This is a genomic window from Virgibacillus sp. AGTR (assembly GCF_016919725.2).
GTDB classification, from domain to species: Bacteria; Bacillota; Bacilli; order Bacillales; family Amphibacillaceae; genus Virgibacillus; species Virgibacillus salarius.
Genome location: NZ_JAJERH010000001.1, coordinates 89,239 through 115,541 on the forward strand (window position 1 = coordinate 89,239; position 26,303 = coordinate 115,541).

A 26,303-nucleotide genomic window follows, 5' to 3' on the forward strand; every position below is an offset into this window, starting at 1 on the left:
AATAGAAGTAGTTAAAGCTTAGCATGCAGAGCATGTTAGGTAAATAGGAAAGGAGAAAGCGACTATGTTTTATCATCAGCTGAGCCCTGAAGCAGGTTTACAATTGTTAGAACACCGTCATGCAAACCAATTATTTTATTTAACCGATCAATCAAGAAATCATCTTCGAAAATGGCTACCATGGATTGATCAAACACAGACTGTCGAACATTCCTTAGCCTTCATTGACAGTGCACTGAAACAGTTCAGCAATAATACGGGGTTACACTTAGGAATATGGTATAAGGGAGAATTAGCTGGAGTGATTGGCCTTCATCATATTGATTGGGGAAATCGCTCTACATCAATTGGTTACTGGCTAGGGGAAAAGTTTCAAGGAAAAGGATTAATTACAAGTGCATGCAAAGCTATAATCAACTATTGCTTCTTAGAGTTACAATTAAATAGAATCGAAGTTCGGGTAGCAACGAAGAATATTAGAAGTGCCGCTATTCCGCAGCGACTTGGTTTTCATAGAGAAGGACAATTAAGAAAAGCAGAGTGGCTGTATGATACATATGTGGATCATTATGTATATAGTTTGATTAAAGATGATCTCTCGTCTCATTAACTATATAACCTTTTGTCCGTAAGCCGGCTGTTCTTTATAATTAATTGTGTTATTAGGCAGAAGGAAACGATACATTTCCTTCTACGGAGTATAAGCATGCATATTGGATAATTCTAAAAGAATCGGTGAGAACGTTCATCGATTCTTTTATGAGTATATATTATTTATTTTACTGCCTTCCAGATCGTCCAATAATCTACTTCCGTAATTTCTCCTGCTGTTTTTAAAGTTGTATTTAAATAGGATATAAATTTTTCAATTTCTTGATCAGACAGTTGATAAAGAATACTTTTCCCATTTCTTCTTCTAATATCCGTAAATAAAAGTTCTTTAGAAGGGTATATTTTTCTAGTTTCCTTCAATTGTAGCTCTTCGATATCTTTAAATCCCGCATCTTTTAATGAATTTATAATCACATCACTCGAGAATCGTCTTTTTTCTTCATAATTAATTAACCGGGGAAATAGCGAATATAACCACCCTCTAATATGTTTAGTATCGCCATCTCTCAAGCAATCGCCTATCGTCCTATCTTGAATAAGGTACACTCCATCTTTTTGTAAAATTCGATATGCCTCACGAAAGCAAGCCGGTAAATCCTTCAAATGATGAATGAGCGCTCTTTGTAGAACGAGGTCAACGCTACTTTCTTGTAAACCTGTACTATACGCATTACCTTTTTTAAATGATAGTTGTGAATAATTCTGACAATTCTGCTTGGCAGCTGTTAACATTACATCTGAAAAATCAATACCAATAACGGTGGGTATGCCCATTTCTGCCAACGCTTTGGCATAAATTCCGCCACCACAACCAATATCAGCAGCACGAATACGTGAAGCAGGTTGATTCATTAAAGTTGTTACAATATTTATCCATGAAGAATCTGCTTCTCTCGTTGCATACATCTCTTTGTGCTCTAACTCATGAAAATTCATAGTAAACAGCTCCTTATCATCTGCATGTTAATTCAATTGTAGCGTAATAGTCACGATAAATATAATCGTATATTTCTATTTAAATATATAAGAGATAATAATCACCATGCATGTAAATGTGTATATAGAGAGTGTGAAACTTCAATCCGTGGAAGGGCGTTTATCCCCCACGGATTGGTAGTACCACAAGGGTATGACCTAAAGTCCTTTAAACCAATCGGACATTTACTGGCAGTTGATCCACACTTACCCATATTGCATTCACTATTGCTTGATGTGAGGATTTTACTGCCAGTTATATGCGGGATAAAATGAAAATGACGAATTAGGAAGAACGCCCAACCTTTACACCATTACTTTACATCTACTGTATTATCACCCAAATTTTGCGAAGGGGGTTCTTATTTGAAGCTAACAAAATTTGTTGATAAATTGCCTATTATGAAATCAATAAAAGGATTATTCTTATTTAGAAATAAGGATGGAAGAATTCAGACAAAAACTACATCGTGATTTAAGACCGACAACATTATGGGGATATAACAGACAATTTCCTGGACCTACGATTGATACTGATCAAGGTAATCAAATGCATATTAAGTGGATAAACAACCTTCCTGATAAACATTTACTGCCAGTTGATAAATCCATTCATCATTTAGCTCATCAACCAGAAGTTCGAACAGTAACTCATTTACACGGTAGTGTAACTACCCCAGAAAGTGATGGTTACCCTGAAGCTTGGTTTACAAAGGATTTTAAGAAAGTAGGGCCTGCATTCCAACAGCAAGTGTATCATTATCCAAACAAACAGCGTGCTACAACACTTTGGTATCATGACCATGCTATGGGGATTACGAGATTAAATGTGTATGCAGGACTTGCCGGAATGTACATTATTCGAGGTACTCAGGAGAGAGAAATGAATATTCCAAACGATCCTTATGAAATTCCACTCATTATCATGGATCGTACCACTAATGAAGATGGATCTCTTTACTATCCAGCACAGCCTAATAATCCCACTACGAACACACCAAATCCATCTATTTCACCTGCATTTATTGGTGATAAAATACTCGTTAATGGTAAAATATGGCCGTATTTTGAAGTAGAACCAAGGAAATATCGTTTTCGGATTCTTAACGCGTCGAATACAAGGGGATATCAATTATACCTTAGTTCTGGTGCCCCCCTATATCAAATTGGTTCAGACGGAGGTTTTCTCCCCAATACGGTTAAGGCAAATACGATAAATATCGAGCCAGCTGAACGTGTTGATGTAATTGTTGATTTCAGCAAGTATAAAGAGAACTCTATTATTTTGAAAAATGACCTTGGACCCAATGCTGATCCAGATGATGAAACAAACGAGATCATGCAATTTAGAGTGCAACTACCACTAAAACAACGAGACCATACTATTATTCCAACCTACTTATCAACCATACCCTCTCTCAAACAAAATAAAATTAAAGCGGTTCGTAATCTAAAACTCATAGGATTAAATGATGACTATGGGCGACCACTGCTACTATTAGATAATAAAAAGTGGGGAGATCCAATTACTGAGACACCAGAATTAGGCTCAACAGAAATCTGGTCAATCATAAATGTTACCGGTTTCAGCCACCCTATCCATATACACCTTGTTCAATTTCAATTATTAGATAGGAGAGCTTTTGATTTGGCGCACTATAATAAGGATGGAAGGATTATCTACACGGACTCACCTGCTCCTCCTCAGCCAAACGAAAAAGGATGGAAAGATACAATTTCAGCTCCCTCAGCACAGATTACAAGAGTAATAAGTAAATTCGCACCTTATACTGGAAAATACGTTTGGCATTGCCATATTTTAGAGCATGAGGACTATGATATGATGCGGCCATTTAAAGTAATAGATCCTAACAACCAATAGGACGCTTAGAAAACCAGCATATTAATCTATGAAAAAACAAACAGGTTGAAAATAGTTCGTGCTACGAAGCTGCTGGGAAAATATTCTTTGCTATCCATGGTAGATAGTGAGCCTTCTTGCGCTAACGTACGAAGAAGGCTCACGAATTCTTTCTACGTTGGAATACCCGTGAATATCTTGAAATTGTCTTACTGCCTGTTAACGTGAGGTAAGCATAGATAATTTAAAACGCCAGTTCCACTTTCTTTCCCTTTTCTATTGCTTGTTGTTTATTGTCTTCATACACATCACTTGTCGTTATTGAAATGGAGTTTAACTGTTCTGGATCTGATTTCTCAAGAATATATGCAAGTTCACCTGTTTTCACCTGTCCAGGTGATAGCTTTCCATGAAGTTCTTGTAGATAAAAATCATCTTCAAAACCCTTTAGTTCCCCTTCACTCGTCTCCAATACCGATACAGGTGCAACATTAATCGTTTGTTCACTTTTGTTCTGAATCTTTACTTGTAGCTTCAAGTAATTAAATCTATCTTCATGATGAGTGAATTGATGGAAGTAATCTATCAAATGAAGAGCAGGTCTATATTCCATCACCTTCAAATTCTTATATGTGAGCTCAATTGGTCCAATTTCTAGTCTTTTACTATCGTCTGTGCTTGCTACTAAAGTAACCTTGCCATCTTCATCTTCATATGTATCACCAATTTCTTTCAATGACCTCGTATCAGGTGCCTGTGGATTATTTATATATTGATCAACTTCTTTCTCTTCCTCTTTTATTGCTTGCATCCCTTTTCCTTTTTGTTCAGAATTTACAGCACCATTTTCTGCTTCCGCGTTTTCATCATGCCTAGCACAACCAAATACAACTAGAATAGCTATCAGCATAAGTAACCATTTAATCATTAATCTAAGCCCCTCCTGCCTCCATTTATGTAAATGATCCCGCTGCTTAAGTAACGGGATCATGGTATACATAGTTATTTAGGTTATGGCTTGGCGCTTCGAATATTTTTTAATATATCCATCACCTTGTGCCCAACCTCATGGTTATCATTTAAGCCAATAAACTGATCTGCCTGTGGACCATAAGCATATACATTTACATCTACACCATCATGTCCGCCAGTTGTCCATCCAGTACCAGAACGCACATCAAAAATTCGTTCAATCGCATTATCAATTTCTGTTGTATCGTCAGTTTCAACCGCTTTTTTTACAGATTCTATTTCTTCCGCTGTTAGATCCAAGTCAATATATTGATCCAAAACCTCTTTAACATCCTTGCCGTCACTAATCTCAGCTGCCATAAAATCAGGAGTACGTTTAGCTGCTCTCAAGGGTGTTGGATCCCATTTATATTCTCCATCGACCCCCATCACTAAACCACCAGTAGAATGGTCAGCAGTAGTGATTACTAACGTCTGCTTGTCTTTTTCTGCAAAATCAATCGCTCTTTCATAAGCTTTCTCAAAGTCTTTCATTTCACTCATCGCACCAACGATATCATTATCATGACCCGCCCAATCTATTTGACTGCCTTCTACCATTAAAAAGAAACCATCTTTGTTTGTGCTCAAGCGATCTATTGCTGTATCCGTCATTTCTTCTAGAGATGGCTGCTCTTGTGGTCGATCAATTGCTTTATCTAGCCCAACCGGAGCAAACAAACCTAAGATTTGCTTATTCGTATCAGCTACTAATTCTTCTCTTGTATTTACATAGCTATATCCGGCATCTTGAAATTCTTCTGCTAGATTGCGATCCTTTCTTTCAAAATAGGAGATACCCCCTCCTAAAATAACATCCACTTTATGCTTACCATCTACTTTTTCATCTATATAATCATCAGCAATATCATTATAATTATGACGTGACTTATCATGAGCTCCAAAAGAGGCTGGAGTAGCATGATTTACTTGTGATGTAGAAACAAGTCCTGTTCTTTTTCCTCTATCTTTTGCTTCTTCTAATACTGTCTTTACTTCATTCTTTTTCATATTAACGGCAATTGCACCATTATATGTTTTAATCCCAGAGGATAACGAAGTTGCAGCTGCCGCTGAATCTGTAATACTCTCTTCTGAATCCCAAGAATAGGTTTGCTGCATTCCCACTAAATGCTGATCAAAAGCAGTTTCCTCCAGATAAGGCGATGGATTATTCTTAAATGACCGATATGCTGTATTGTATGTTGGCCCCATGCCGTCTCCTATCATAAAGATGACATTTTTGACTTTTGCTTGACTAGGATAATGCCTCTTCGCTTCCACCTCTTGACCTGCAGCTATAAAACTACCAAGTACTAAAGAAGTGATAACTGTTAAGGTTAGTAATCTTTTCCCACACCTTTTGTTGATCAAAACAATTCCTCCTCATTTGTATTTGGACTCCATTACAGATTTTACAGAGAAACTATTAATCTATGGTTAAGAGTATATAAGAATAGAGTAAAAATAAAAGGGAAAAAATTCCTGGTCAAAAAGCCACATCACTTTAAGTTTTCTTCTAAGTTCTCTTCAGAAAACAACAAACTGCCGCTTGTAGTGATATCCTATCAAGCGACAGTTTTTAATTTTTACACCATTCATTTAGCAAAAGGAATCCTTTGATTTTGGGACTGATAATCCAAATAATGGTCGAAGGTATAGGGCTAAAAATGTACCAGCTAATGCTAAGATCCCCCAGACATAACCGTGTAGGCTAAAAGAAGCTATCCCTCCAAAATAAGCGCCAATATTACAGCCAAATGCAAGGCGAGCTCCATAGCCCATTAATAGCCCTCCAAGCATAGAAGCTACTACGTTTTTGAAGTTTAATTTTGTAAATTTAAGTAACCCACCAGCTGCTGAGGCAAGAAACGCACCAAGAATAACACCTAAATTTAGTACAGTGGTAGAGTCTGTGAATATAGACGATTCTAGTACCTGAGCATTTGCTCCCTGCCAATAGCCCCAACTAGCAACGTCGACACCAAAGAATTGTGCTACCTTAGAACCCCATAGCGCAAATGCTGATGTAATTCCCCATGGAGCTCCACGCGTAAGTAGAGTAAGAGCATTTAATATAGCTAATATGCTAGCTGCTACAAATAATGGCCAAGAACCTCGTAAGATACGTTTCCAACCGTTTGTTGAAGGAACAGGTGCCATCTTAGGTGCTTTTCTTTTTCTTTCCACTTTAAACGTAATCCAAGCGATTAATCCAAATAATGCAATGGATACAATCCAAGCACCACCATACCCAAGTCCTGTTGAGGTTGCTAATGAAATAGGTTCAAAAGCTGGTAATTCTTCTGTCCAAAACAGGAGATGCTTCGCTCCAATGGTGGAACCGATAATAAAGAAAAGTAAGGTTACAAACATGACGGATCGTCCCCCACCAACAGCATATAATGTTCCTGAAGCACAACCACCACCAAGTTGCATCCCTATTCCAAACATGAAGGCGCCTACTAATAGACTTATACCTACTGGTGATACGTAGCCAGCGACTTCTCCACCAAAGAAGGAATGACCAAACGCTAAAATAGGTGCAAATAATGTCACTGCAATTGCTAGCATGAGCATATGTGAACGTAGTGCTTGCCCATTACCTACTGACATAAATCTTCTAAAAGCGGAAGTAAAGCCAAAACGCGCATGGAATAACGTATAACCAAGCAATAGCCCGATTATTAACAGTAACGGCTGAGTAATAGGTTGCTTAGCGAATAAGTAGATTAGCAGAATCGCTCCTACCAGTATCCCCCCAATAATTAAAGAAATTTGTGGTTTATTTAACTTCGTTGTATTTTTAGGAATTGGATCTTTTACTTCTCTGATTGGTTGAATCTTTGTCGACATCCAAAACACCCTTTTCTGATGAAATTAGTCAGATTTATTTCATTATGATAACTGCTATGCAGATTACTGTCAATAATTCGCTATGCATATTGGTCCGAATTTAACGGAGAAGATCTGGATAATAGACCTATTTATTGGTACGATCGAAATAATGAACCTCCATGTAGTAACAGCTTCTCAAATGGCAAAACGTTTATATCACACGAAGAGATTCACTAGCTTTGACTAGAGGAAAAAGCTTAAAAATTAATTCAACATAGTATAATAAAGCGTTATTACGTTATCGTTATCGTTATTTCGTATAGTGATACATAATTTTTTATGCTTTGGGCATCGCTAAACTATCTAAACGAATAAGGAGGTTTTTACATGTCTGAGGAAAACAAAAATCGCAATAAAGATAAGAATAAGCAAAATAACAGAAACAAACATAATAAACAACAGGATCACGTAGAATTTGCAAGCGAGAATGAATTTAATACAATTGAACAGAAAAAACGAAAGTAAATAGAAAAATCGCTATCTGTGGCCGTGACGCAAGAATTTTTAAGCGATGAATAACCCAAACTTCATCTGAATATTTTAGATAAGGTTGGGTTTTTGTTTTGGATCTCGGTAGTTTATTCATCGCTTAGTCAAAATGCTTCGCTTTCCTGTAGGATCTTCAGTCGTACTTTTGCCGTAAGATAAGGAAGCCTTCAGAAGCGATACATCGCAGGCAGAAAAGCGCTCTTCTTTTTCAAGGAGTCTACGTATTTTGACTGCGCATCGTATGAACATTTTTTATCGTTCGGCTTTTGGTTTAGCTATTTTAGTTTCGTCCCAGCCTCCTTCTGTTTGTATCATCCTGTAATACGTCAATAGAACTAATTTACTTACGAAATGAATATTTTAGGCTGAAATTACAGCATATCCTTTTGTCCATCTCCAGTTTAAATACGGTGCATATTTATATCTATTTTATAAGATATAAAGTACACTCAACATGCATGATTAATGCGCTATTTATCCAGTAAAGGAGATACGAAAATGAAGACCGTCTTTAGTGACGTTGTAGAATACCGCGGTAGCCATTATGACTTCGGGTATTATCAAGGTGAAATTCTTAAACAAACACCTATTTTAGTTAATCGAAAAAAACAGTGGGAATCACAGAAGCGACGCCATTTCATTATTCAACTTGATACAGTGAAAGAAATGCTCCTTTATTTTGCACCTGGAATATGGGATGAGCTACAAGGTTTAGCCGATGCGTTACAACTGACGATCAAGGAAGCCGTCCAAGATTTTGGTGGCTACTATTTGGAATTTATTAGAAGTGGCTGTTCTATTTTCACAGGATCACATTATATGATTCGCAACTATGATAATGACCCTTCTACTTATGAGGGGCGTTATGTTATGTATCAGCCAAATGATAATGGCTACGCTACCATAGGACCAACTATGCAAATTACTGGGCGCACAGATGGAATTAATGAGAAAGGTCTTGCTATGGGTTATAATTTCATTAATCGAAAAAAATCTGCAGATGGTTTTCTTTGTAATATGATTGGCAGAATTGTGTTAGAAAGCTGCGCTAATCTGGAAGAGGCAATAACATTACTAAAAGAAATACCGCACCGCCACTCCTTTAGTTATGTTTTAATGGATGGGCTCGGGAAGTCCAGCATTGTTGAAGCATCTCCGCGAGCAGTCGCAATACGACAATCCAATATTTGTACAAACCACTTTGAGCACTTAGTAGAAGAGAACCGTTATCGAATGGATGACTCATATCAACGTTATGAAGCAATCTATTCACAGCAGCAGCATGCTGTTGATCCTTATCATGCCTTTCGAATGTTAAATGATACTGATAAAGGCGTGTTTTCTAAGAAATATGGAGCATGGGCAGGAACATTACATACCGCTGCTTATTTTTCTAATGATTTAAAAGCATGGTTTGCGCTTGGCGGAGACAGAAAACCGCTTATTATAGATTTTCAAAAATGGCTGTATGGAAAAGACCTAAACGCAAAGCGAATTAAAGGAGAACTCGATGCCAAAGATCCCTTTGTAAATATGGAATATCTATAGCTATGAAAATGGGACATTGTACATAATCTCGTTCCCTATCATATGGTATAGCATAAAGACGATATGGATGGAGGTATGCAATGGAACGTTTACCAGCTATTGATCTTGGATTAATGTCTGAACATTTAGCTGCACACGAAGGGGAACTTTGTAAATTAAACATGTACTTTGCCATCGCTAATAGTAGCCAGTTAAAAAATATTCTTAAGCTACAATCAAATATGATGTATGCTCATGTTTTAGTAATGCTTGCATTAATAAATCCTTATCACCAGCAGCCAGTTAAATTACCATCAATGGATAATACCCATTCTGATCAAAATGTAAAACATAGTACAGCCACTAAAAATGATAAATGGATTGCCACTGAAGCCCATACTTCAGCAAAAAGTATGGCAAATGATAATTTTATATCTGCTCTGATGATGCAAGACCAACATGTAAGAGATATTCATGTAGAAATGGCTTTACAACAGCTAAAAATACAAGAAAACTATGAAGATTTTTTAAAGAATATGGGGTGGACATTTGTTCCCTACACCACCAGTGAGGAACAATTAAACACATATTATCATTTCGAACAACTTTTTAATAGGTAACGAAAGATTGCGAGAACAAAATTTTAATTATTGAAAAAATAATTCGCAAAATAAAAACCTGTTTGCAAAAAGCAACAGGTTTTTATATAGAAAGAGCGAATTCTCCTATTCACCTAGACAAACCTCGATTACCGGTACAGTTACTTTAGGTTTTATAACAGGTAACTCCAACACTGTCTCGTTTTTAGCAACTACAGGCATATCATGATGGAATATGTTCGAATCTTGATAAACTACTACAGGTACCTCACTATGATCATGAAGAAATCTAGCATATTTCACATTGCCTAAATTTTTCAGATGAATCGTACGAAACGGCCACGAGAATATATGAATAAACAAACGATTCCCCTTTTGAGTAAGTCTACAATCCTGCGGACATTCCATATAGCTTGCACCTGTACCATAAATAGCATCGTGATGATCATTTATCCATGTTTGCAACGCATTCAAAATATCCGTGGAGGCTGAGTCAAAATTCCCCCTTGCTGTAGGTCCAAAATTTAACAGTAAATTACCATCCTTCGAGACGGTATCGATCAAAAGCTTTATGAGCATTTCTGCGGATTTATAATGTAAATTAGTTGGATTGTAACACCAGGTGCCATTTAACGTTTGACATGCTTCCCAAATACGTTTCTTCCCATTATCTGTATATAATGGTTCTGTTGGTTGATATTGCTCTGGTGTATACACTCCTCGATCTAGCCCTAATCGATTATTAAATAGAATATGAGGCTGATAGTTAAGAATCATATTCTCCAATTTTTCAGCTTGCCAATCAGCTGGTCCTTTGCCCTTTGACCAACCCCAATCTCGATCATCGTAGGAAAAATCAAACCAAAAATAATCAATTCTACCATACTTAGTAACAAGCTCTTCTATTTGATTATATAAATACGTTTGATATACAACCATATCTCTTTCTCTCGATCGCTCAGCCTCATCATCACGTTGTGGATGTAGTCCATCAATTGTATAATGTTCATGATGCCAATCAATAAGTGAATGATAAAAACCAATTTTTATATTTTCGTTACGACATGCCGCTACAAATTCAGCTACGATATCTTTCCCATAGGCTGTATTCGTAATTTTATAATCTGTATACGCGCTATCCCATAAACAAAAGCCATCGTGATGCTTCGTTGTTAATACAATGTACTTCATCCCACTTTGTTTTGCCTGAGCAACCCACTCATATGGATCCGCTAAATCTGGATTAAATTGATTTGCAAGCTTTTCATATTCTTTTTTTGCTATTTTATCTTGTGTCATTACCCATTCGTCTTTTGCTTTTAGTGCATATAATCCCCAATGTATAAACATACCAAAACGATCTTGAAGAAACCATGATGGATCCCCGTATCTGTCTGGCCAATCCAACGTAGATGTCATTCATTTTCCTCCCTACTCTTTTACTATTTGTTTTATTTGCTCCATACTTGCTTTATCAAATCCATACTTAAAATCATTGTCTATTCTTACAGCTTTACCAAAATGATAATTATCAGCCTGTACGGCATCATGTATCTCATTGATATTATATGGCGTTAAACCTGAACCAGGCATAATTTTTGGTCCATTCAAATCTGCTTCCATTTCAACCAATTTTTTTAGCATTTCTTTACCGTTATCGCAATTAGCTGCTCCACCTGACGTTAATACCCTTTTCACATTCTTATAATTGTTCAGCGTGCGGTATGCATCGGTTAACGAAGCTGTTTCATCAAAGGCTCTATGAAATGTAATATCCAAACTAGAATCAATGGTAATTACTTTCTCAAGTATAGTCGTATCCACTTTGTTATCTTCCGTTAACGCACCGAACACTATTCTATTTCCTCCTAAATCCAGTAATTGTTCAATATCAGCACAAATTATTTCCATATCATTGTTTGAATAACAAAAATGATAGCTATGCGGACGTATCATTACTTGGACAGGGATGGATACACTGTTTAACACCTGTTTGATCGTACCGTAGCTGGGAGTCAGTCCTCCTTCATTTATAGCTGATACTAACTCTAATCGATCAGCACCTAATGCTTCTGCTTGGATTGCTTCTATACCGTTATTTACTATTACTTCAAGTTTCATGTCTTATTACCAACCTCTTCTAGAATTAATTCTGTTAACAGGCGTACGCCAAAGCCAGATGCTCCAGAAACATAATAACCTATTTCTCTCCATGGTCTAACTGTATTTGCCATATCTATATGAATCCATTTTTTCTCCTCTTGAATAAAGTTGTTCAGGTACAACGCTGCAGTAATCGCACCGCCGAATTTCGAAGAGCTCATATTCGAAAAATCAGCAGTATTGCTTTGTAAATAATACTGATAATCATTAATAACCGGCATTGGCCACACGTGATCACCAGTTTTGTCACCTAATTCTTTATACTTCCAAAGCTCATTTTCTCGATTACTAAATATACCTGCTACCTTTAGCCCAAGCGCTTGGCCGATGGTACCAGTAAGTGTAGCAATATCAATGATTGTATCTGCACCTAAGTCTTGAACATATAAGATTCCATCTGCTACTATTAGTCTTCCTTCTGCATCTGTATTTCCTACTTCAACAGTAAGCCCATTTCTGTACTTTATCACATCAGAAGGTAAAAAAGCATCTTTACCACAAACATTTTCCACGATCGGTACTGCAGCAGTTACATGAACAGGGCTCTCCATATCAGCTAATAGTTTCATTGCTCCAATGACAGCAGCTGCCCCCCCATATCCATTTTCATTTCCCCAATATCACTTGCAATCTTACTATTTGTTCCCCCAGAATCAAAAGTAACTCCCTTTCCAACTAACCCTATATGTGATGCGTTACTATTCTTTAAAGTGAGAACAGCAAACTTTGGCGAACGAGAACTTCCTTTACCTACTATTGCAGTTGCCTCTAATCCATGCTTTAATAAATCCTCTTCTGATTCTAATATTTCCACATGGACGGGTGAATCATGAAAGATCGATCTAATTTTCTTAACATATGTATTTGGGGTTAATTTATTCGCAGGTTCATTACATAAATCTCTAGCAATACAGACGGCATTGGCACGTACTCTTGCAACTTCAGCGTAATACTCGTAAGCTTGTGTTCCCAGTTGCAGAGAGACTTCATGCTCTGGTTCACGCATTTGATAGGTGAGGAATGAATACCCAGCTAAATACCACCCCTCCATAAATGAGACGACAATGTCTTTATTCGAATATGAGGTATAATGCTTAAACAGCCTATCAAAGTTTATGGATACACTTGTAATATCATAGGTGTCAATTGCCTTTCTAGTTTCTCCCCCTAAAAAACGGATGTCTTCCATAGTTTTCTCCGTCTTATTCATACCTACAGTTAAATAAAACGTATTATTCACTTGAATTAAATGCGTTCGTCCATAAAATATCATTTGTTTTTGAATAATGAATGGGGCTTTTTCATCCAGATTTTCGATCATAACAACATTTATATTCAACACAAAAACTCCTTTTACTCCACAATAAATTTACCTTCCATTTTCCTGCTCCATTCCGTTTAATCAAATAGATGACAAGCAACTTGCTGCTCTTGTTCAATTTGTTTTAATTCTGGCACTTTTTGTTTACAAATATCCATCGCCAACGGACATCTTGTATGAAATTTGCAGCCTACTGGAGGATTGGAGGCGCTTGGAATTTCTCCCTCCAACATGATAGGTTCCCTTTTTTCTTTTGGATCTGGCTTTGGTATGGATGACAATAATGCTTGTGTATAGGGATGCTTGGGATCTGCAAATATTTGCTTCTTCGTGGCAATCTCTACTAAGCTTCCTAAATACATAACACCAACTCGATCGCTGATATGCTCTACAACACCTAAATCGTGTGAGATAAATAAATACGTAAGCCCAAACTCCTCCTGCAGATCTTTCATCAGATTAAGAATTTGCGATTGAATGGAGACATCTAGTGCTGACACAGGCTCATCCGCAATAATTAGCTCTGGTTTCAGAATGAGAGAACGAGCTATGCCTATTCTTTGACGTTGCCCGCCACTGAATTCATGTGGATATTTTGACAAATGAAATTCACTAATTCCACACTTTTCAAGTAAATCTTTTACTAGTATTTCTTTTTCTTGCTTTGACATTTTTGGATAATGAATCGTTAAAGGTTCCATTAATATATCTTTAACCTTCATTCTTGGACTAAGGGAAGCGTACGGATCCTGAAAGACCATTTGCATCGGTTTTCGATATCGCTTCCATAATTTTTCCGATATATTTGCTACGTTCGTTCCCTGAAAATTTATTTCTCCGGTATCAGCTTTTATCAATCCATTAATAAGTCGGCCAGTCGTAGATTTACCACAACCAGATTCACCTACCAACCCAAATGTTTCCCCCTTTTTAATAAAAAACGATACATCATCTACTGCCTTGACATACTTTTTTTCAACAAACCATTTCTTAGAAAGAGGAAAGTATTTCTTAACATGCTTTACATTTAATAAAATCTCGTTATTCATTATATGTTCACCTCTTTCTGCTGGTCATGATAGAGCCAGCATCGACAAGAATGTCCTTTTTCCTCTAATAAATTTGGTTCCTCCCTTGTACAAATGTCCATAACATCATTACACCTTGCAGCAAATTTGCAGCCTATTGGCATATTTTTTGGATTAGGTACCGTACCTGGAATAGAATACAAGCGTTGATTTCCACTGCCAATTTTAGGAACAGCGTCGATTAATCCCTTTGTATAAGGATGCTTGGGGCTAGCAAATAACGCCTCAACTGTCGAATCCTCTACAACTCTTCCAGCATACATGACAATCACTCGATCACATACTTCCGCGACAACCCCCAAATCATGTGTAATCATTAGTATCCCCATATCGCTTTTTTGCTGAATATCTTTCATTAGATTCAATATTTGAGCCTGAATGGTTACGTCTAATGCCGTTGTTGGTTCATCTGCTATCAGTAAGGACGGTTCACATGAGATGGCCATCGCAATCATCACGCGCTGCCTCATGCCTCCAGACAATTGATGCGGATACTCAGTCATCAGGTCACTTGCACGCGGTATGCCGACAGATTTTAATATATTTATTGCATGTTCATGTGCTTGTTGCTTTGATAGTTTTAGATGTAATTGAATAGATTCTCTTAATTGTTTACCAATTTTCAATACCGGATTTAACGAAGTCATCGGTTCCTGAAAAATCATGGATAACTCCTTTCCACGATACTTTTTCATTTGCTTTTCCGGCAATTGCGTCAAATTTTCCCCTTTATATATAATTTCTCCGTTAATTATTTCACCTGGCGTATCATGTAATAGTCGCATAATGGATAAGGATGTAACGCTCTTTCCGCACCCTGATTCTCCCACTATTCCAACTATTTCACCTTTATTCACATGAAAACTAATTCCATGAACAACAGTTTGCAGCCTGCCTTCATTTCGAAAAGCTGTTTGTAAATTATTCACTTGAAGTAGGCGTTCCATTATACCCCTCCTTTCATTAATCCTTTGTCTTTGGATCCAATACATCACGAAGTCCGTCACCCAATACGTTGAATGCAAGTACGGTAAGAAAAATAATCAACCCAGGAAAGAAGACTAAATGAAATGCTGAATCAATATAATCTCGAGATTTACTCAGCATTGCACCCCAATCAGGTGATGATGGCTCTGCACCCAGTCCTAGAAAACTTAAGCTAGCTGCTGCTAGAATAGCGGTACCTACCTTCATCGTGAAATAAACAATAATTGTTGGAATAGTTTCCGGAAAAATATGCTTCCATATAATACGGCGATTGCTGGCTCCAATAGATCTTGTAGCTTCTACAAACAGCATTTCCTTCGACTCCAACGTTGCACTTCTTACGATTCGAGCAAACGATGGGATACTAAAAAAGGACACGGCTATAACAACATTTTTTAAACCTGGTCCTAAAATGGCTACAATCCCAATTGCCAAAATCAGATCTGGAAAAGCAAATAATACATCACATATTCGCATAATTAAACGATCCATCCATTTACCAAAATAACCACTTATTAAGCCAAGCACTGTCCCTACTATGGCTCCTAATAAAACTGCAGAAATACTTACTGTTAACGAAATTCTTGCTCCTACCGCAAGTCTGCTTAAGATATCTCTCCCAAATGCATCCGTTCCAAATAGATGCTGTAATGATGGTGATTCTAGTAATTTATTATAATCTGGAGCAGCAGGATCATAGGGGACAACATAGGGACCAATTATCATAACAATAACTAAAAATCCAATAAAAAATAGGGAAAACAGCGCTGGCTTCTTTTTACGAAATTCTTTCCAAAAGCTGTATAGACGTCCTTGCCTTTGCTTATCTAACTGTTCCTGTGTTATAGCTTCTGTTTGTATCATACGTACCATATCCCTCCAATCACTTACTCATATCGAATTTTCGGATTCAAAAAGCTATAAATGATATCAACAAGCAGATTCACCAAAATAAACTGTAAGGAAAAAAGTAAAATTTCCGCTTGTACTACTGGGTAATCTCGTATTTGGATGGAATCGATTAGTAATCTACCTAGTCCAGGAAAACTAAAAACGGTTTCTACTACTACTGAACCGCCTAATAAAAATCCAAACTGTAGACCAGCAATTGTTACCACAGGAATCAGAGAATTTTTTAACGCATGCCCAAATATAATTGCATTACCGCCTAGCCCTTTTGCTCTACCTGTTCGGATATAATCTTGTTTCAAGGTATTTACCAATGAAGACCGCGTAAATCTAGCAATCATAGCCATAATTCCTGCACCTAACGCAAACGATGGCATGAGATAACTTTGCCAGCCATCAGCCCCCCCTGTCGGAAGCAGCCCCAATTGTACAGAGAATAGTTGAATAAGAACTAGCCCCACCCAAAAGTTAGGAAGGGAAATACCAGATACTGCTGTAAGCATCCCTAAATAATCCGGCCACTTATTTCGAAAAACAGCAGAAATAATCCCTAATAAAATTCCGACGACAAGTGCCCATCCAATACTCAGAAAGGTCAAACCAAGCGTAGGCATAATTCTTTCTCCTATTAATTCACTGACAGGAGCACCAGACTGGATTGAATAACCTAAATCACCAGATAAAAGACTTTTAAGATAATCAAAATATTGAACGAATAGAGGTTTTTCTAAGCCCAAACTTTCACGAATCTGCTGTACCTCTTCATATGTTGCTTCTTTACCAGCAATTAATCGAGCTGGATCACCAGGTATTAAATGAATAAACATAAAGATAACAAATGAGACGACAAGGACAAGTGGTATTAGTCCAAGCACTCGTTTAATTATGTATTGCCACATATGCTTTAACACCTCCAATAAAGGGAGCTGATAACAACCAGCTCCCGCAGCCTATTTATTTGAATTGCGCGTTTTTAATGCTCACAGAACCGTCAGGTAAAACATAAACACCTTCAAGGTTTTTACGGTGACCTGATAGAATCGTATCTGTTGCTAAAAAGATCCAAGGTGCTTCACGATAAACAGTACTTTGAATATTGGCATAAATTTCCTCCTGTTCATCAATATTGGAAGTTTCATTTGCTACATGAATCCATGTATTTACATCGCTGTTGTTGTAATATGCTGTATTTGCGCCATTTGGTGGGAAGTATTCACTACTAAACAACGAGCGAGTTGCTCCATCAGCATCTCCAGATGAAGGAGACCAGCTTACATACCACATTTGTACCTTTGCATCCTTTGGTGTTTCTGGCGTGTATATTTCATCAGATAGCGTCCCCTCTTCCATTGACTTAATCGTTACATCAATGCCAATCTCGGCCAGCTGTTGTTTAATAAATTCCATGCCTTGAAGTGTTTCTGAGCTTGTATTCCCCCAGATCTCTGCCTCAAACCCATTCTCATAGCCTGCTTCAGTCAATAAGTCCTTCGCTTTTTCTAAATTGAATTCATATGGTTCTTGCTTTGTATAGTATTGTGTTTCCGTTGACATGGTTGAGTCTAATATATTGCCATACCCATTCTTTACTACTTTTATATATGCATCCTTATTCACTGCATAATTCATTGCTTTTCGCACTTTTTCATTATTAAATGGTTCCTTAAATGTATTAATAGAAACGTATCTGGCTATTGTAGATGGTGTTTTTTCAATCACAACGTCGCTATTCGATTCTAATTCTTTTATATCTTGTTGAGGAACAGGATAAATAAAATCCGCCTCTCCTGTTTTTAACATAGCAGCTCTAGAGCCGTTTTCCGGGACCGGCTTAAATGTAACCTTCTCTGCATCGGAATTGGCAGCATTCCAATAATCATTATATTTTTCTAAAACAAGTGAGTCTCCTTGATTCCATTCAATAAATTTAAAGGGCCCTGTCCCAACAGGATGTAACGCGATGTCTTTTTCATCATCCTCAAGTGCTTTTGGACTTATAAAAGGCACCATTGCAAATTTATTTAACATGGCACTGAATGGTTGATTTAATATAAACGCAACTTCATACTCATTTATAACTTCAAGTTTTTCCACATACTGAAGGTTTCTTTTAGCACGTAAATCATTATCCTCATCTATAATACGCTCATAATTAGCTTTTACTGCGTCAGCATTAAAAGGTTCTCCATCATGAAATGTCACGTCTTTTCTTAACTGAAATGTATAGGTTAAAGCATCATCACTCACTTGATAATCTTCAGCTAGAACAGGTTCAATCTCCATATGTTCATTAAAACCTACTAGCCCTTCATACATTGCTCTTGTACCAAAAATTGAAACGGTATCTCCAGCATTTTGCGGATCCAATGTAACAAAATTTTGATCAATTGCAATGGTTAATTCCTTATCACCTTCACCTTTATTTCCTTGATCATTATCACTATTTGCATCTGAAGAACACGCTGATACAACTACTATTATTCCTAGTAATATCATTAGACGTATCCATTTATTTGTCATCGATTGCTCCCCCTCTTATAATCGAATTTTTGTTTCTCCAACCACTTTCCCATTATCATTGAAGATTTCGTTTGATCGAATATTAAGCAAACGATCAATCGTTTCTTTATTATGATAATTTAACTTTTGTAGTAGCTTAGCTACTAATAGTGGCCAAATTAATTCAGAACCAGTTAACACCTTTAAGGAAATGCTTATTTTTTCTCTCTTTAACGCCAAGCAATAGACTCCTTGAGCTCCTCCTTTTGCAATAATATTTTCATCCTCAAGCAGAGCTGTACAAATAAAGTTATGTGAAGCGACAATTCTAGGGTGTTTGTTCATAACTTCTCCTATTCTTTTTACAGCCGTTGCAACCCGACTATCATGTATCATCGAAGGCTGAATGAACTTTAAGAATGAAATAGCCATGTTTTTTAGCGGAACGCTATGAACAGGAACTCCACAACCATCAATTGCGGTTTTCATTTCTTTCTTCGGGGTTTCCGACAAATCTGCTACATAGTTTAAAACTTCTTGTTGAAGCGGATGACCCAACCATTCATAGTTTGATAGATCATAGTTTTTCTCTCTGGAATAAGCAAGAAACCCCAAATGCTTACCGGAACAATTATGCAAAAGTTTACGTTTAGGTAAATGCTCCCAGATATAGGAAATCTTTGGTTGTTCATTTAAGGGATAGCTCTGTTGGCAGACCAGCATGTCTTCTGACAATTGCAGTTTATTCATTAAACGTTCTAAAGCCTCTTGATGATAGGATTCACCTCTTTGAGATGCCGTAAATAAAGCTGCTTCTTCGGTTGTTAAATCATACTTTTCCATAATATCTGTGGTGAATAAGGGAATTGCTTGTAATGGTTTCATCGCTGACCGATAAAAAACGGACTGCTTTACATCACCGTATTCATAAAGTATTTCCTTCTTTTCATTTAAAACACAAATCAATCCCTGATGAACATTTTCTAATGTTCCTCCTCTATATTCTTCAGCAATAATAGGTGTTGATATCATAGGTTAAACCCCACTCTTTTCATGAATATTTTTTATAAAATGCTGTAGTACAATCATGGCAGCTCCTATCACAACGCCATCTTCTCCCGTTTTTGTAGTGCGTAATTGAAATGTCTTCATGACAGGTGCCCACATCTGATTCTCACACTTTTCAATAATTTGATCTTTAATTTGCGGAAACCTTTCAATTAAACTACCAGCAAGAACGACGGAATCTGGATTGTATACGCAAACAACATTATTAATCGTAATTGCTGCATAGGTAATTGCTTTATCAACTATATTTCTTGCCCACTTTTCTCCATTTTCATATTCAATGATTAAGGCCTGAATATTTTCAATCTCTTTTGTTTTAGATGCTTCATCTAACAAAAACTTTTCAGCAATATACGTTTGGAGACAGCCAAAATTCCCACATGGACAATAAATTCCATAAGGATCAACGATAGTATGTCCGATTTCTCCTGAGAAGTTTCCTTCACCTCGATAGATTTCTCCTTTCTTTATTAACGCAGAACCTACCCCACTACCAAAACCAATCATTGCCATATACGCTTTTTTTGGTTCAGGATCACTAATATACTCAGCAAGCGCTTTCAATTTTAATTCATTGTCCACGAATACGGTAAAGCCTACTTTCTCTTCAACCATCTCTTGTAAAGGGATATTTTTCCAATCAAATTGCGCAGATAATTTCACCTCACCTTTGTCATTCTCAATAAGTCCTGGTAAGCCAATACAAACTCCAGCAATTTGATCCGATGTAAGATTTTCGTCGTCAATCATTTGTAATATATGGTCTGCTATAAATTGAACTGTTGCCACTGGATCTATTGATTGATAGTCAAAGTACTTCAGAATGGTTAACTTTCCTATAAAATTCATTAAACCGATCCGAATAACTTTCTGGTCAATTTCAACACCAATTGAGAATACAGAATGTTCATTTGGAATAAAATAAGTGGCCTTCCTGCCAATTCCTTCGCTAGACATATTCATCTCTCTTATTAGCTTATTTTCTTGTAATGATGCAACAATTCGAGAAGCAGAAGTAGGACTCATCGACGTTTGTTTGGCAATTTCGGCACGTGAGATCGGACCTTGATTAAGAATTATTTCTAAGACTAAACTTCTATTTTCTTTTTTTAAAAAATCTTGATTCTTAATTTTCATTTGATCACCTATTAACATCATGTAATTAATAACCAGAATTAAATGGCTTTTTCCATTGATTTTTTACTATTTATTATATTTTTCCAGTATTTAACCAAATAGTTTCTCCTGTGAAGTTATTAATAGTATAGATTAGCGAGAAAAATTAGTCAACTAATTTTTAGAATGTTTTAACTAATTTATTTCTTGCGATATTTCGTATCTGCTTTTATTTTCCACTTATCTTCAGATGAAACCATGTTATCTAAATGCTGTAAACTGTACATTGGAGTAAATCCCTAAGTTTCCCTTGACAAATAGCAAAAACAACTGTAATCTATTTTAAAAATTACATAAACTATTTTCTTATCCAGAGAGGTGGAGGGACTGGCCCTTTGAAGCCTCGGCAACAGACTTATAAAGAGAACTGTGCCAATTCCAGATGCTCGAAAGCATGCAGATAGGAAGAGTAACCGAATGATGTAAGCCTCTTCTTATTTAATTAGAAGAGGCTTTTTTCATCGAATGAAGGGATGGATATTATGTCACGAAGAAGCATTGAAACAGAATTAGTACAATTAGGAAATAAGAGTGATAAAGCTACTGGAGCAGTTAGCGCACCTATTTATTTGTCAACTGCCTACCAGCACCACGGACTGGGACAATCATCAGGCTATGATTACTCAAGAACGAAAAATCCTACAAGAACCTTACTAGAGGAAGGAATCGCTAAATTGGAATCCGCTGACAGTGGGTATGCTTGCAGTTCTGGAATGGCAGCCATTCAATTAGTATTCTCTCTTTTTAATGCTGGGGATGAACTCATTGTAACGAGTGATGTATACGGAGGAACGTACCGATTATTAGAGCATTACGCCGCTGCATATCAAATTCAGACAACATATACAGATTTCAAGAATGACGGAGAAACGCGGCGACTGATATCCTCGAAAACAAGAGCAATCTTTATTGAAACACCTACAAATCCCCTAATGCAAGAGATAGATATTGTAAAAGTTGCGGAATTAGCGCACCAATATAATGTACTATTAATTGTTGACAATACTTTTCTGACCCCGCTACTTCAACGGCCAATTGAGTCAGGGGCTGATATCGTCATTCATAGTGGCACGAAATACATTGGTGGTCATAACGATGTACTCGCTGGATTAGTAGTGGCAAAAGGTAAATCCTTGTCTGAAAAATTAGCCAATTACCACAATGCTTCAGGTGCTGTGCTATCACCTTTTGACTCTTGGCTATTAATTCGAGGATTAAAAACACTTGCGCTTCGGGTGGAAAAACATGAAGCCAATGCAAAGCTTATCGTATCCTTTTTGCAAGAGCATCCAATGGTTGATAATGTTCTATATCCAGGAAGAGGTGGTATGTTATCTTTTCGCTTACGAAAAAGTAAATGGATAGATCCTTTCCTTCAAAGTTTGAAGCTTATCATTTTTGCTGAAAGTTTAGGAGGGGTGGAAAGTTTTATTACTTATCCAGCAACACAAACTCACGCTGACATACCTAGAGATGAAAGAATAAAGCGTGGTGTTGACGACCAACTGCTACGGTTTTCAGTTGGAATTGAACAACCAAATGAATTAATAGAGGATTTAAAACAAGCATTAATTGAAGTGGATACATATGCTTATTAACCTACATTTGCTATAATAACGCATGAAGTGTTTATAAGAGAGTAGGTAACTACATGATATTAGTCATCGATAATTATGATTCATTCACATTTAATCTTGTACAATATATGAAGCAGCTAAACCAGCAAGTATATGTCGCTCGCAATGATGAAATCTCAATAGCAGACATTAAACGATTAAACCCATCTAGCATATTGCTCTCTCCTGGACCTGGAAACCCGGCTTCTGCAGGTATATGTCTAGAGATTGTAAGAAAACTGTATACGCTATATCCAATAATTGGAATTTGTTTAGGGCATCAAACGATTGCTCAAGCCTTTGGTGCTAGTATTGTAAAAGCCAAACAACCAATGCATGGTAAGGTTTCAATGATTACCCATGATCATAAAGGTATATTCAAAAAGCTTAAAAATCCGTTAGCTGTCACAAGGTATCATTCACTTATTGTTCAGGAGGCTACCCTACCTTCTTGCTTTGAAATAAGCGCAAAATCAGTTACAGGTGAGATTATGGCAATTCGCCATAAAACTTATCCAATAGAAGGAATTCAAGCTCATCCTGAAGCAATACTATCCGAACAAGGGCTACAGTTATTAGAGAACTTTTTCACACGAAAGGTTGGACAAATAGATGCATTCGCCAAAAAAACCACTCCTATTCTTTGACTTTGCCAATCATTTAGGTAATAAACAGCCCATGACCTTTAAAGATCCCATTACTATTATAACCACTACAAAGTTAGAAGAAGTAATACCTTGTATGCAATCTATTCAACAGTATATCGAAGCTGGTTACTATGCAGCTGGATACCTTGCATATGAAGCAGCGCCTGCCTTTGATCCGGCTCAGCAAGTAAACAACTGTAGTACCTTGCCACTATTGTGGTTCGGTATTTTCGCTCAGCCATCAGATGAAATAATGGCTGATACTAAAGCCTTTCATTTAACAGAGTGGAAACCTACAACTTCCCTTGAAGATTATCAACAAAATTTGAAAATGATAAAGCAACATATCGAGAACGGAGACACCTATCAGGTTAATTACACAGTCCGGCTACAGAGCCAATTTAACGGTGATACTCGAAGTTATTTTCAACAATTGGCACAAGCGCAATCAGCTAATTATGCAGCCTATCTGGACATTGGAGACCATTCGATTCTGTCTGCATCCCCTGAATTATTTTTCCATTTAAGGGATGGCAAGATAACGACAAAACCAATGAAAGGTACCGTTAAACGAGGCAATTCACAGCAGGAGGATAAGCAACTTGCAGATTGGCTTTACCATTCTGATAAAAACAGAGCAGAGAATGTAATGATCGTAGATTTATTACGAAATGATTTAGGGTTAATTGCAAAACCTGGTACTGTTAAGGTTCCGAAGCTTTTTGCAATTGAACGTTATCCAACCGTTTTTCAGATGACATCTACTGTAGAAGCTGAAGTTGATAGTGATATTACTACCATTTTTAGAGCATTATTCCCTTGCGGCTCGATTACTGGAGCACCTAAGATTAACACGATGAAAATAATTAATCAGCTAGAAGATTCGGCAAGAGAGGTATACTGTGGAACAGTAGGTTATATTACCCCGGAAAAAGAGGCAATTTTTAATGTACCGATACGTACTGTCCTAGTAAATAATACAACCGGTAATGCACTATACGGGGTAGGCGGTGGTATTACTTGGGATTCGACTGATGATGAAGAATATACCGAGATTTTAACGAAAGCATTATTTCTTAGTAAGGCTCAATCATCAGTGGAACTTTTAGAAACTATTTCCCTTATAGATAGTGAATATTATCTAATCGATTACCATATGAACAGATTAGAAAAATCTGCAGCATACTTTTCAATACCACTTCATCGGGACAAGCTTTATAAACTACTGGTAGAAACCGCCAATCAACATAGTATCGGTTCCTTTAGAGTACGATTGGTTATTTCTAACCTAGGAGATATAACCATATCTGCTGAGAAGGATGTAACGACGTTGCCTGCTTCTCCTGCTAAGGTGGAGCTTGCGAAATACCCAATTAACAAGAAGGATGTCTTTTATTATCATAAGACAACCCATCGATCCATATATCAGGTTTTCCTTAATGAATTCCCTGAAGCTTTTGATGTGCTTTTGTGGAATGAACAGCGCGAGTTAACTGAATTTACAATCGGAAATTTAGTTGTTGAAATAAATGGTGGTCTTTATACACCCCCCCTTGAATGTGGCTTATTACCGGGGACATTTCGTCAAAAACTTTTAGATGATAACATTATTTCAGAACGAAAAATTAGAATAGAAGAAATTAAAAATTGCGCAAATATATGGTTGATTAATAGTATACGTAAATGGGTACCAGTTGTGGTTCACATAAAGGATTAGTGGACATGCACAAACAAGGCAAATATGGTAGATATAGTATGGCTAAAAAAAAGAACCTGCTAGCCATTTAGTTAAGGCTGAGGCGCCGATAATAGAGGCTTTCAGCCACAGAGCAAACCACCAGTTCTAACTACTCTGGTGGTTTTGATTTGGAATTAACCAAGGGCCACATCTAAAATCATCATTATAGTAAAACCAATCATTAAACTCATGGAAGCAAGGTCTTTGTTCCCTTCCTCCTGCGAACCAGGAATTACTTCTTCTGCTACCACAAATATCATTGCCCCGGCTGCAAAGCTCAGAGCATATGGTAACAATGGTTGAATAAAGGTAACAGCAACTGCACCAATTATTCCTGCAATCGGTTCCACCATACCTGAAAATTGCCCGTACATAAAGCTCTTCCTTCTTGACATACCTTCTCTGCGAAGTGGCATAGAAACAGCTAAACCTTCCGGGAAGTTTTGAATACCAATACCTATTGCTAGAGCAATTGCACCTGTGATAGTCGATGTTGATAAATCTGCTGCAATTGCCCCAAATGCAACCCCTACTGCTAAGCCTTCTGGAATATTATGCAACGTAATTGCCAAAACTAAAAGCGTACTTCGCTTTTTTCTAGTGGGATGTATGCCTTCCGCATCCTTCATTGGAGAGGTTGGATGTAAATGTGGCAGTACTTTATCAATGCTCCAAAGAAATAGCCCTCCTAGCATAAATCCAACAGCTGCTGGAATCCATGCAATTGTTCCGCTAGCTTCTGCCATATCCAATGCAGGCGAAAGAAGGGACCAAAAACTAGCCGCTATCATTACTCCTCCTGCAAATCCGAGCATAGCATCCATCAGTCGTTGATTAAAGTTCTTTGTAGTGAAGACTAGCGCCGCACCAAGTGCTGTCATTCCCCAAGTAAATAATGTCGCAATTGTAGCTTGTACTACTGGATGTAACGATAAAAAGTAATCCATCACATTCAACTCCCCTTTCTCAACAGCAACATAAACAAATATTATTACAATTCCTCTTATAGCATACGTTTAATTAACAACATATATTTTTAAAATTACTACGTGAATAGCTTACTCCTTTTCATTCTGGTTATTCAAGTAAGCTGTTTTAAGCTTATGGATTTATGTTGTC

Annotated in this window: 21 protein-coding genes, 2 pseudogenes and 1 riboswitch; of the genes and pseudogenes, 8 read left to right on the plus strand and 15 right to left on the minus strand. The window is 37.1% G+C overall.

The window, feature by feature from the left end; all coding sequences use genetic code 11:
- Nucleotides 1-64: 64 nt before the first annotated feature.
- Nucleotides 65-610: a GNAT family N-acetyltransferase gene (locus tag JUJ52_RS00405; RefSeq protein WP_026682195.1), complete on the plus strand. Its 546-nt coding sequence runs from the start codon at nt 65-67 to the stop codon at nt 608-610.
- Between the two features lie 164 nt (nt 611-774).
- Here JUJ52_RS00405 and JUJ52_RS00410 read toward each other — a convergent pair whose 3' ends face one another.
- A complete protein-coding gene (locus tag JUJ52_RS00410; protein WP_205388472.1) occupies nt 775-1,548 on the minus strand; it encodes a class I SAM-dependent methyltransferase in 774 nt (257 codons plus the stop codon).
- Nucleotides 1,549-1,953: 405 nt separating this feature from the next.
- Here JUJ52_RS00410 and JUJ52_RS00415 point away from each other — a divergent pair.
- Nucleotides 1,954-3,469, plus strand: a pseudogene (locus tag JUJ52_RS00415) (multicopper oxidase family protein).
- A 223-nt stretch (nt 3,470-3,692) separates the two neighbouring features.
- On the opposite strand, the gene JUJ52_RS00420 reads toward JUJ52_RS00415, so the two are convergent.
- The 3 genes from JUJ52_RS00420 to JUJ52_RS00430 all read right to left on the minus strand — a co-directional run bounded on the left by JUJ52_RS00420 (nt 3,693) and on the right by JUJ52_RS00430 (nt 7,315).
- A complete protein-coding gene (locus JUJ52_RS00420) occupies nt 3,693-4,376 on the minus strand; it encodes a hypothetical protein (RefSeq protein WP_051388383.1) in 684 nt (227 codons plus the stop codon).
- 83 nt (nt 4,377-4,459) lie between these two features.
- Complete coding sequence (locus tag JUJ52_RS00425; RefSeq protein WP_226983504.1) at nt 4,460-5,833, minus strand: alkaline phosphatase; 1,374 nt, start codon at nt 5,831-5,833, stop codon at nt 4,460-4,462.
- Nucleotides 5,834-6,061: 228 nt separating this feature from the next.
- Nucleotides 6,062-7,315, minus strand: a complete 1,254-nt coding sequence (locus tag JUJ52_RS00430; protein ID WP_121604982.1) for a YeeE/YedE family protein — start codon at nt 7,313-7,315, stop codon at nt 6,062-6,064.
- A 369-nt stretch (nt 7,316-7,684) separates the two neighbouring features.
- Here JUJ52_RS00430 and JUJ52_RS00435 point away from each other — a divergent pair, with 369 nt between their 5' ends.
- From JUJ52_RS00435 to JUJ52_RS00445, 3 genes are all read left to right on the plus strand, one after another.
- A complete protein-coding gene (locus JUJ52_RS00435; protein WP_162986396.1) occupies nt 7,685-7,822 on the plus strand; it encodes a hypothetical protein in 138 nt (45 codons plus the stop codon).
- A 522-nt stretch (nt 7,823-8,344) separates the two neighbouring features.
- Nucleotides 8,345-9,394, plus strand: coding sequence for a C45 family autoproteolytic acyltransferase/hydrolase (locus JUJ52_RS00440; protein ID WP_026682200.1), 1,050 nt, complete (start codon nt 8,345-8,347; stop codon nt 9,392-9,394).
- A gap of 80 nt (nt 9,395-9,474) precedes the next feature.
- On the plus strand, nt 9,475-9,993 hold the full coding sequence (locus JUJ52_RS00445) for a spore coat protein (protein ID WP_205388470.1): 519 nt from the start codon (nt 9,475-9,477) through the stop codon (nt 9,991-9,993).
- 105 nt (nt 9,994-10,098) lie between these two features.
- Here the strand turns inward: JUJ52_RS00445 and JUJ52_RS00450 are convergent, their stop codons facing one another.
- From JUJ52_RS00450 to JUJ52_RS00495, 10 genes and pseudogenes are all read right to left on the minus strand, one after another.
- On the minus strand, nt 10,099-11,391 hold the full coding sequence (locus tag JUJ52_RS00450; protein ID WP_205388469.1) for an alpha-L-fucosidase: 1,293 nt from the start codon (nt 11,389-11,391) through the stop codon (nt 10,099-10,101).
- Between the two features lie 12 nt (nt 11,392-11,403).
- The gene (locus JUJ52_RS00455) at nt 11,404-12,093 is read right to left on the minus strand and encodes a copper homeostasis protein CutC (protein ID WP_205388468.1); all 690 of its coding nucleotides are present in this window, start codon (nt 12,091-12,093) and stop codon (nt 11,404-11,406) included.
- Nucleotides 12,090-13,456 (minus strand): annotated as a pseudogene (locus tag JUJ52_RS23655) (leucyl aminopeptidase family protein). Before JUJ52_RS23655 ends, JUJ52_RS00455 begins: the two are co-directional and overlap by 4 nt.
- Before the next feature lie 77 nt (nt 13,457-13,533).
- Nucleotides 13,534-14,505 carry an ABC transporter ATP-binding protein gene (locus JUJ52_RS00465; RefSeq protein WP_026682204.1) on the minus strand — a complete coding sequence of 324 codons (972 nt, stop codon included), beginning with the start codon at nt 14,503-14,505 and terminating at the stop codon, nt 13,534-13,536.
- Nucleotides 14,505-15,491, minus strand: a complete 987-nt coding sequence (locus tag JUJ52_RS00470; protein WP_205388466.1) for an ABC transporter ATP-binding protein — start codon at nt 15,489-15,491, stop codon at nt 14,505-14,507. The genes JUJ52_RS00465 and JUJ52_RS00470 overlap by 1 nt, the downstream gene beginning before the upstream one ends.
- A gap of 16 nt (nt 15,492-15,507) precedes the next feature.
- Complete coding sequence (locus JUJ52_RS00475; RefSeq protein WP_034679379.1) at nt 15,508-16,395, minus strand: ABC transporter permease; 888 nt, start codon at nt 16,393-16,395, stop codon at nt 15,508-15,510.
- A 23-nt stretch (nt 16,396-16,418) separates the two neighbouring features.
- Nucleotides 16,419-17,339 carry an ABC transporter permease subunit gene (locus JUJ52_RS00480; protein WP_166529947.1) on the minus strand — a complete coding sequence of 307 codons (921 nt, stop codon included), beginning with the start codon at nt 17,337-17,339 and terminating at the stop codon, nt 16,419-16,421.
- Between the two features lie 55 nt (nt 17,340-17,394).
- A complete protein-coding gene (locus JUJ52_RS00485; RefSeq protein WP_205388465.1) occupies nt 17,395-18,960 on the minus strand; it encodes a glutathione ABC transporter substrate-binding protein in 1,566 nt (521 codons plus the stop codon).
- 15 nt (nt 18,961-18,975) lie between these two features.
- Complete coding sequence (locus tag JUJ52_RS00490; RefSeq protein ID WP_034679381.1) at nt 18,976-19,971, minus strand: asparaginase; 996 nt, start codon at nt 19,969-19,971, stop codon at nt 18,976-18,978.
- Between the two features lie 3 nt (nt 19,972-19,974).
- Entirely contained in the window at nt 19,975-21,144 is a 1,170-nt protein-coding gene (locus JUJ52_RS00495) for an ROK family transcriptional regulator (protein WP_026682210.1), read from the minus strand.
- A gap of 342 nt (nt 21,145-21,486) precedes the next feature.
- A riboswitch (SAM riboswitch) is annotated at nt 21,487-21,590 on the plus strand.
- Nucleotides 21,591-21,665: 75 nt separating this feature from the next.
- On the opposite strand from JUJ52_RS00495, the gene JUJ52_RS00500 reads away from it, so the two are divergent.
- From JUJ52_RS00500 to pabB, 3 genes are read left to right on the plus strand one after another with little or no spacing between them, the layout of a single operon-like run.
- Complete coding sequence (locus JUJ52_RS00500; protein WP_026682211.1) at nt 21,666-22,781, plus strand: methionine biosynthesis PLP-dependent protein; 1,116 nt, start codon at nt 21,666-21,668, stop codon at nt 22,779-22,781.
- 53 nt (nt 22,782-22,834) lie between these two features.
- Complete coding sequence (locus JUJ52_RS00505; RefSeq protein WP_026682212.1) at nt 22,835-23,446, plus strand: anthranilate synthase component II; 612 nt, start codon at nt 22,835-22,837, stop codon at nt 23,444-23,446.
- Nucleotides 23,412-25,163, plus strand: coding sequence for an aminodeoxychorismate synthase component I (pabB, locus tag JUJ52_RS00510; protein ID WP_026682213.1), 1,752 nt, complete (start codon nt 23,412-23,414; stop codon nt 25,161-25,163). The genes JUJ52_RS00505 and pabB overlap by 35 nt, the downstream gene beginning before the upstream one ends.
- A gap of 155 nt (nt 25,164-25,318) precedes the next feature.
- On the opposite strand, the gene JUJ52_RS00515 is transcribed toward pabB, so the two are convergent.
- Complete coding sequence (locus JUJ52_RS00515) at nt 25,319-26,131, minus strand: ZIP family metal transporter (RefSeq protein WP_246484555.1); 813 nt, start codon at nt 26,129-26,131, stop codon at nt 25,319-25,321.
- Nucleotides 26,132-26,303 lie beyond the last annotated feature (172 nt).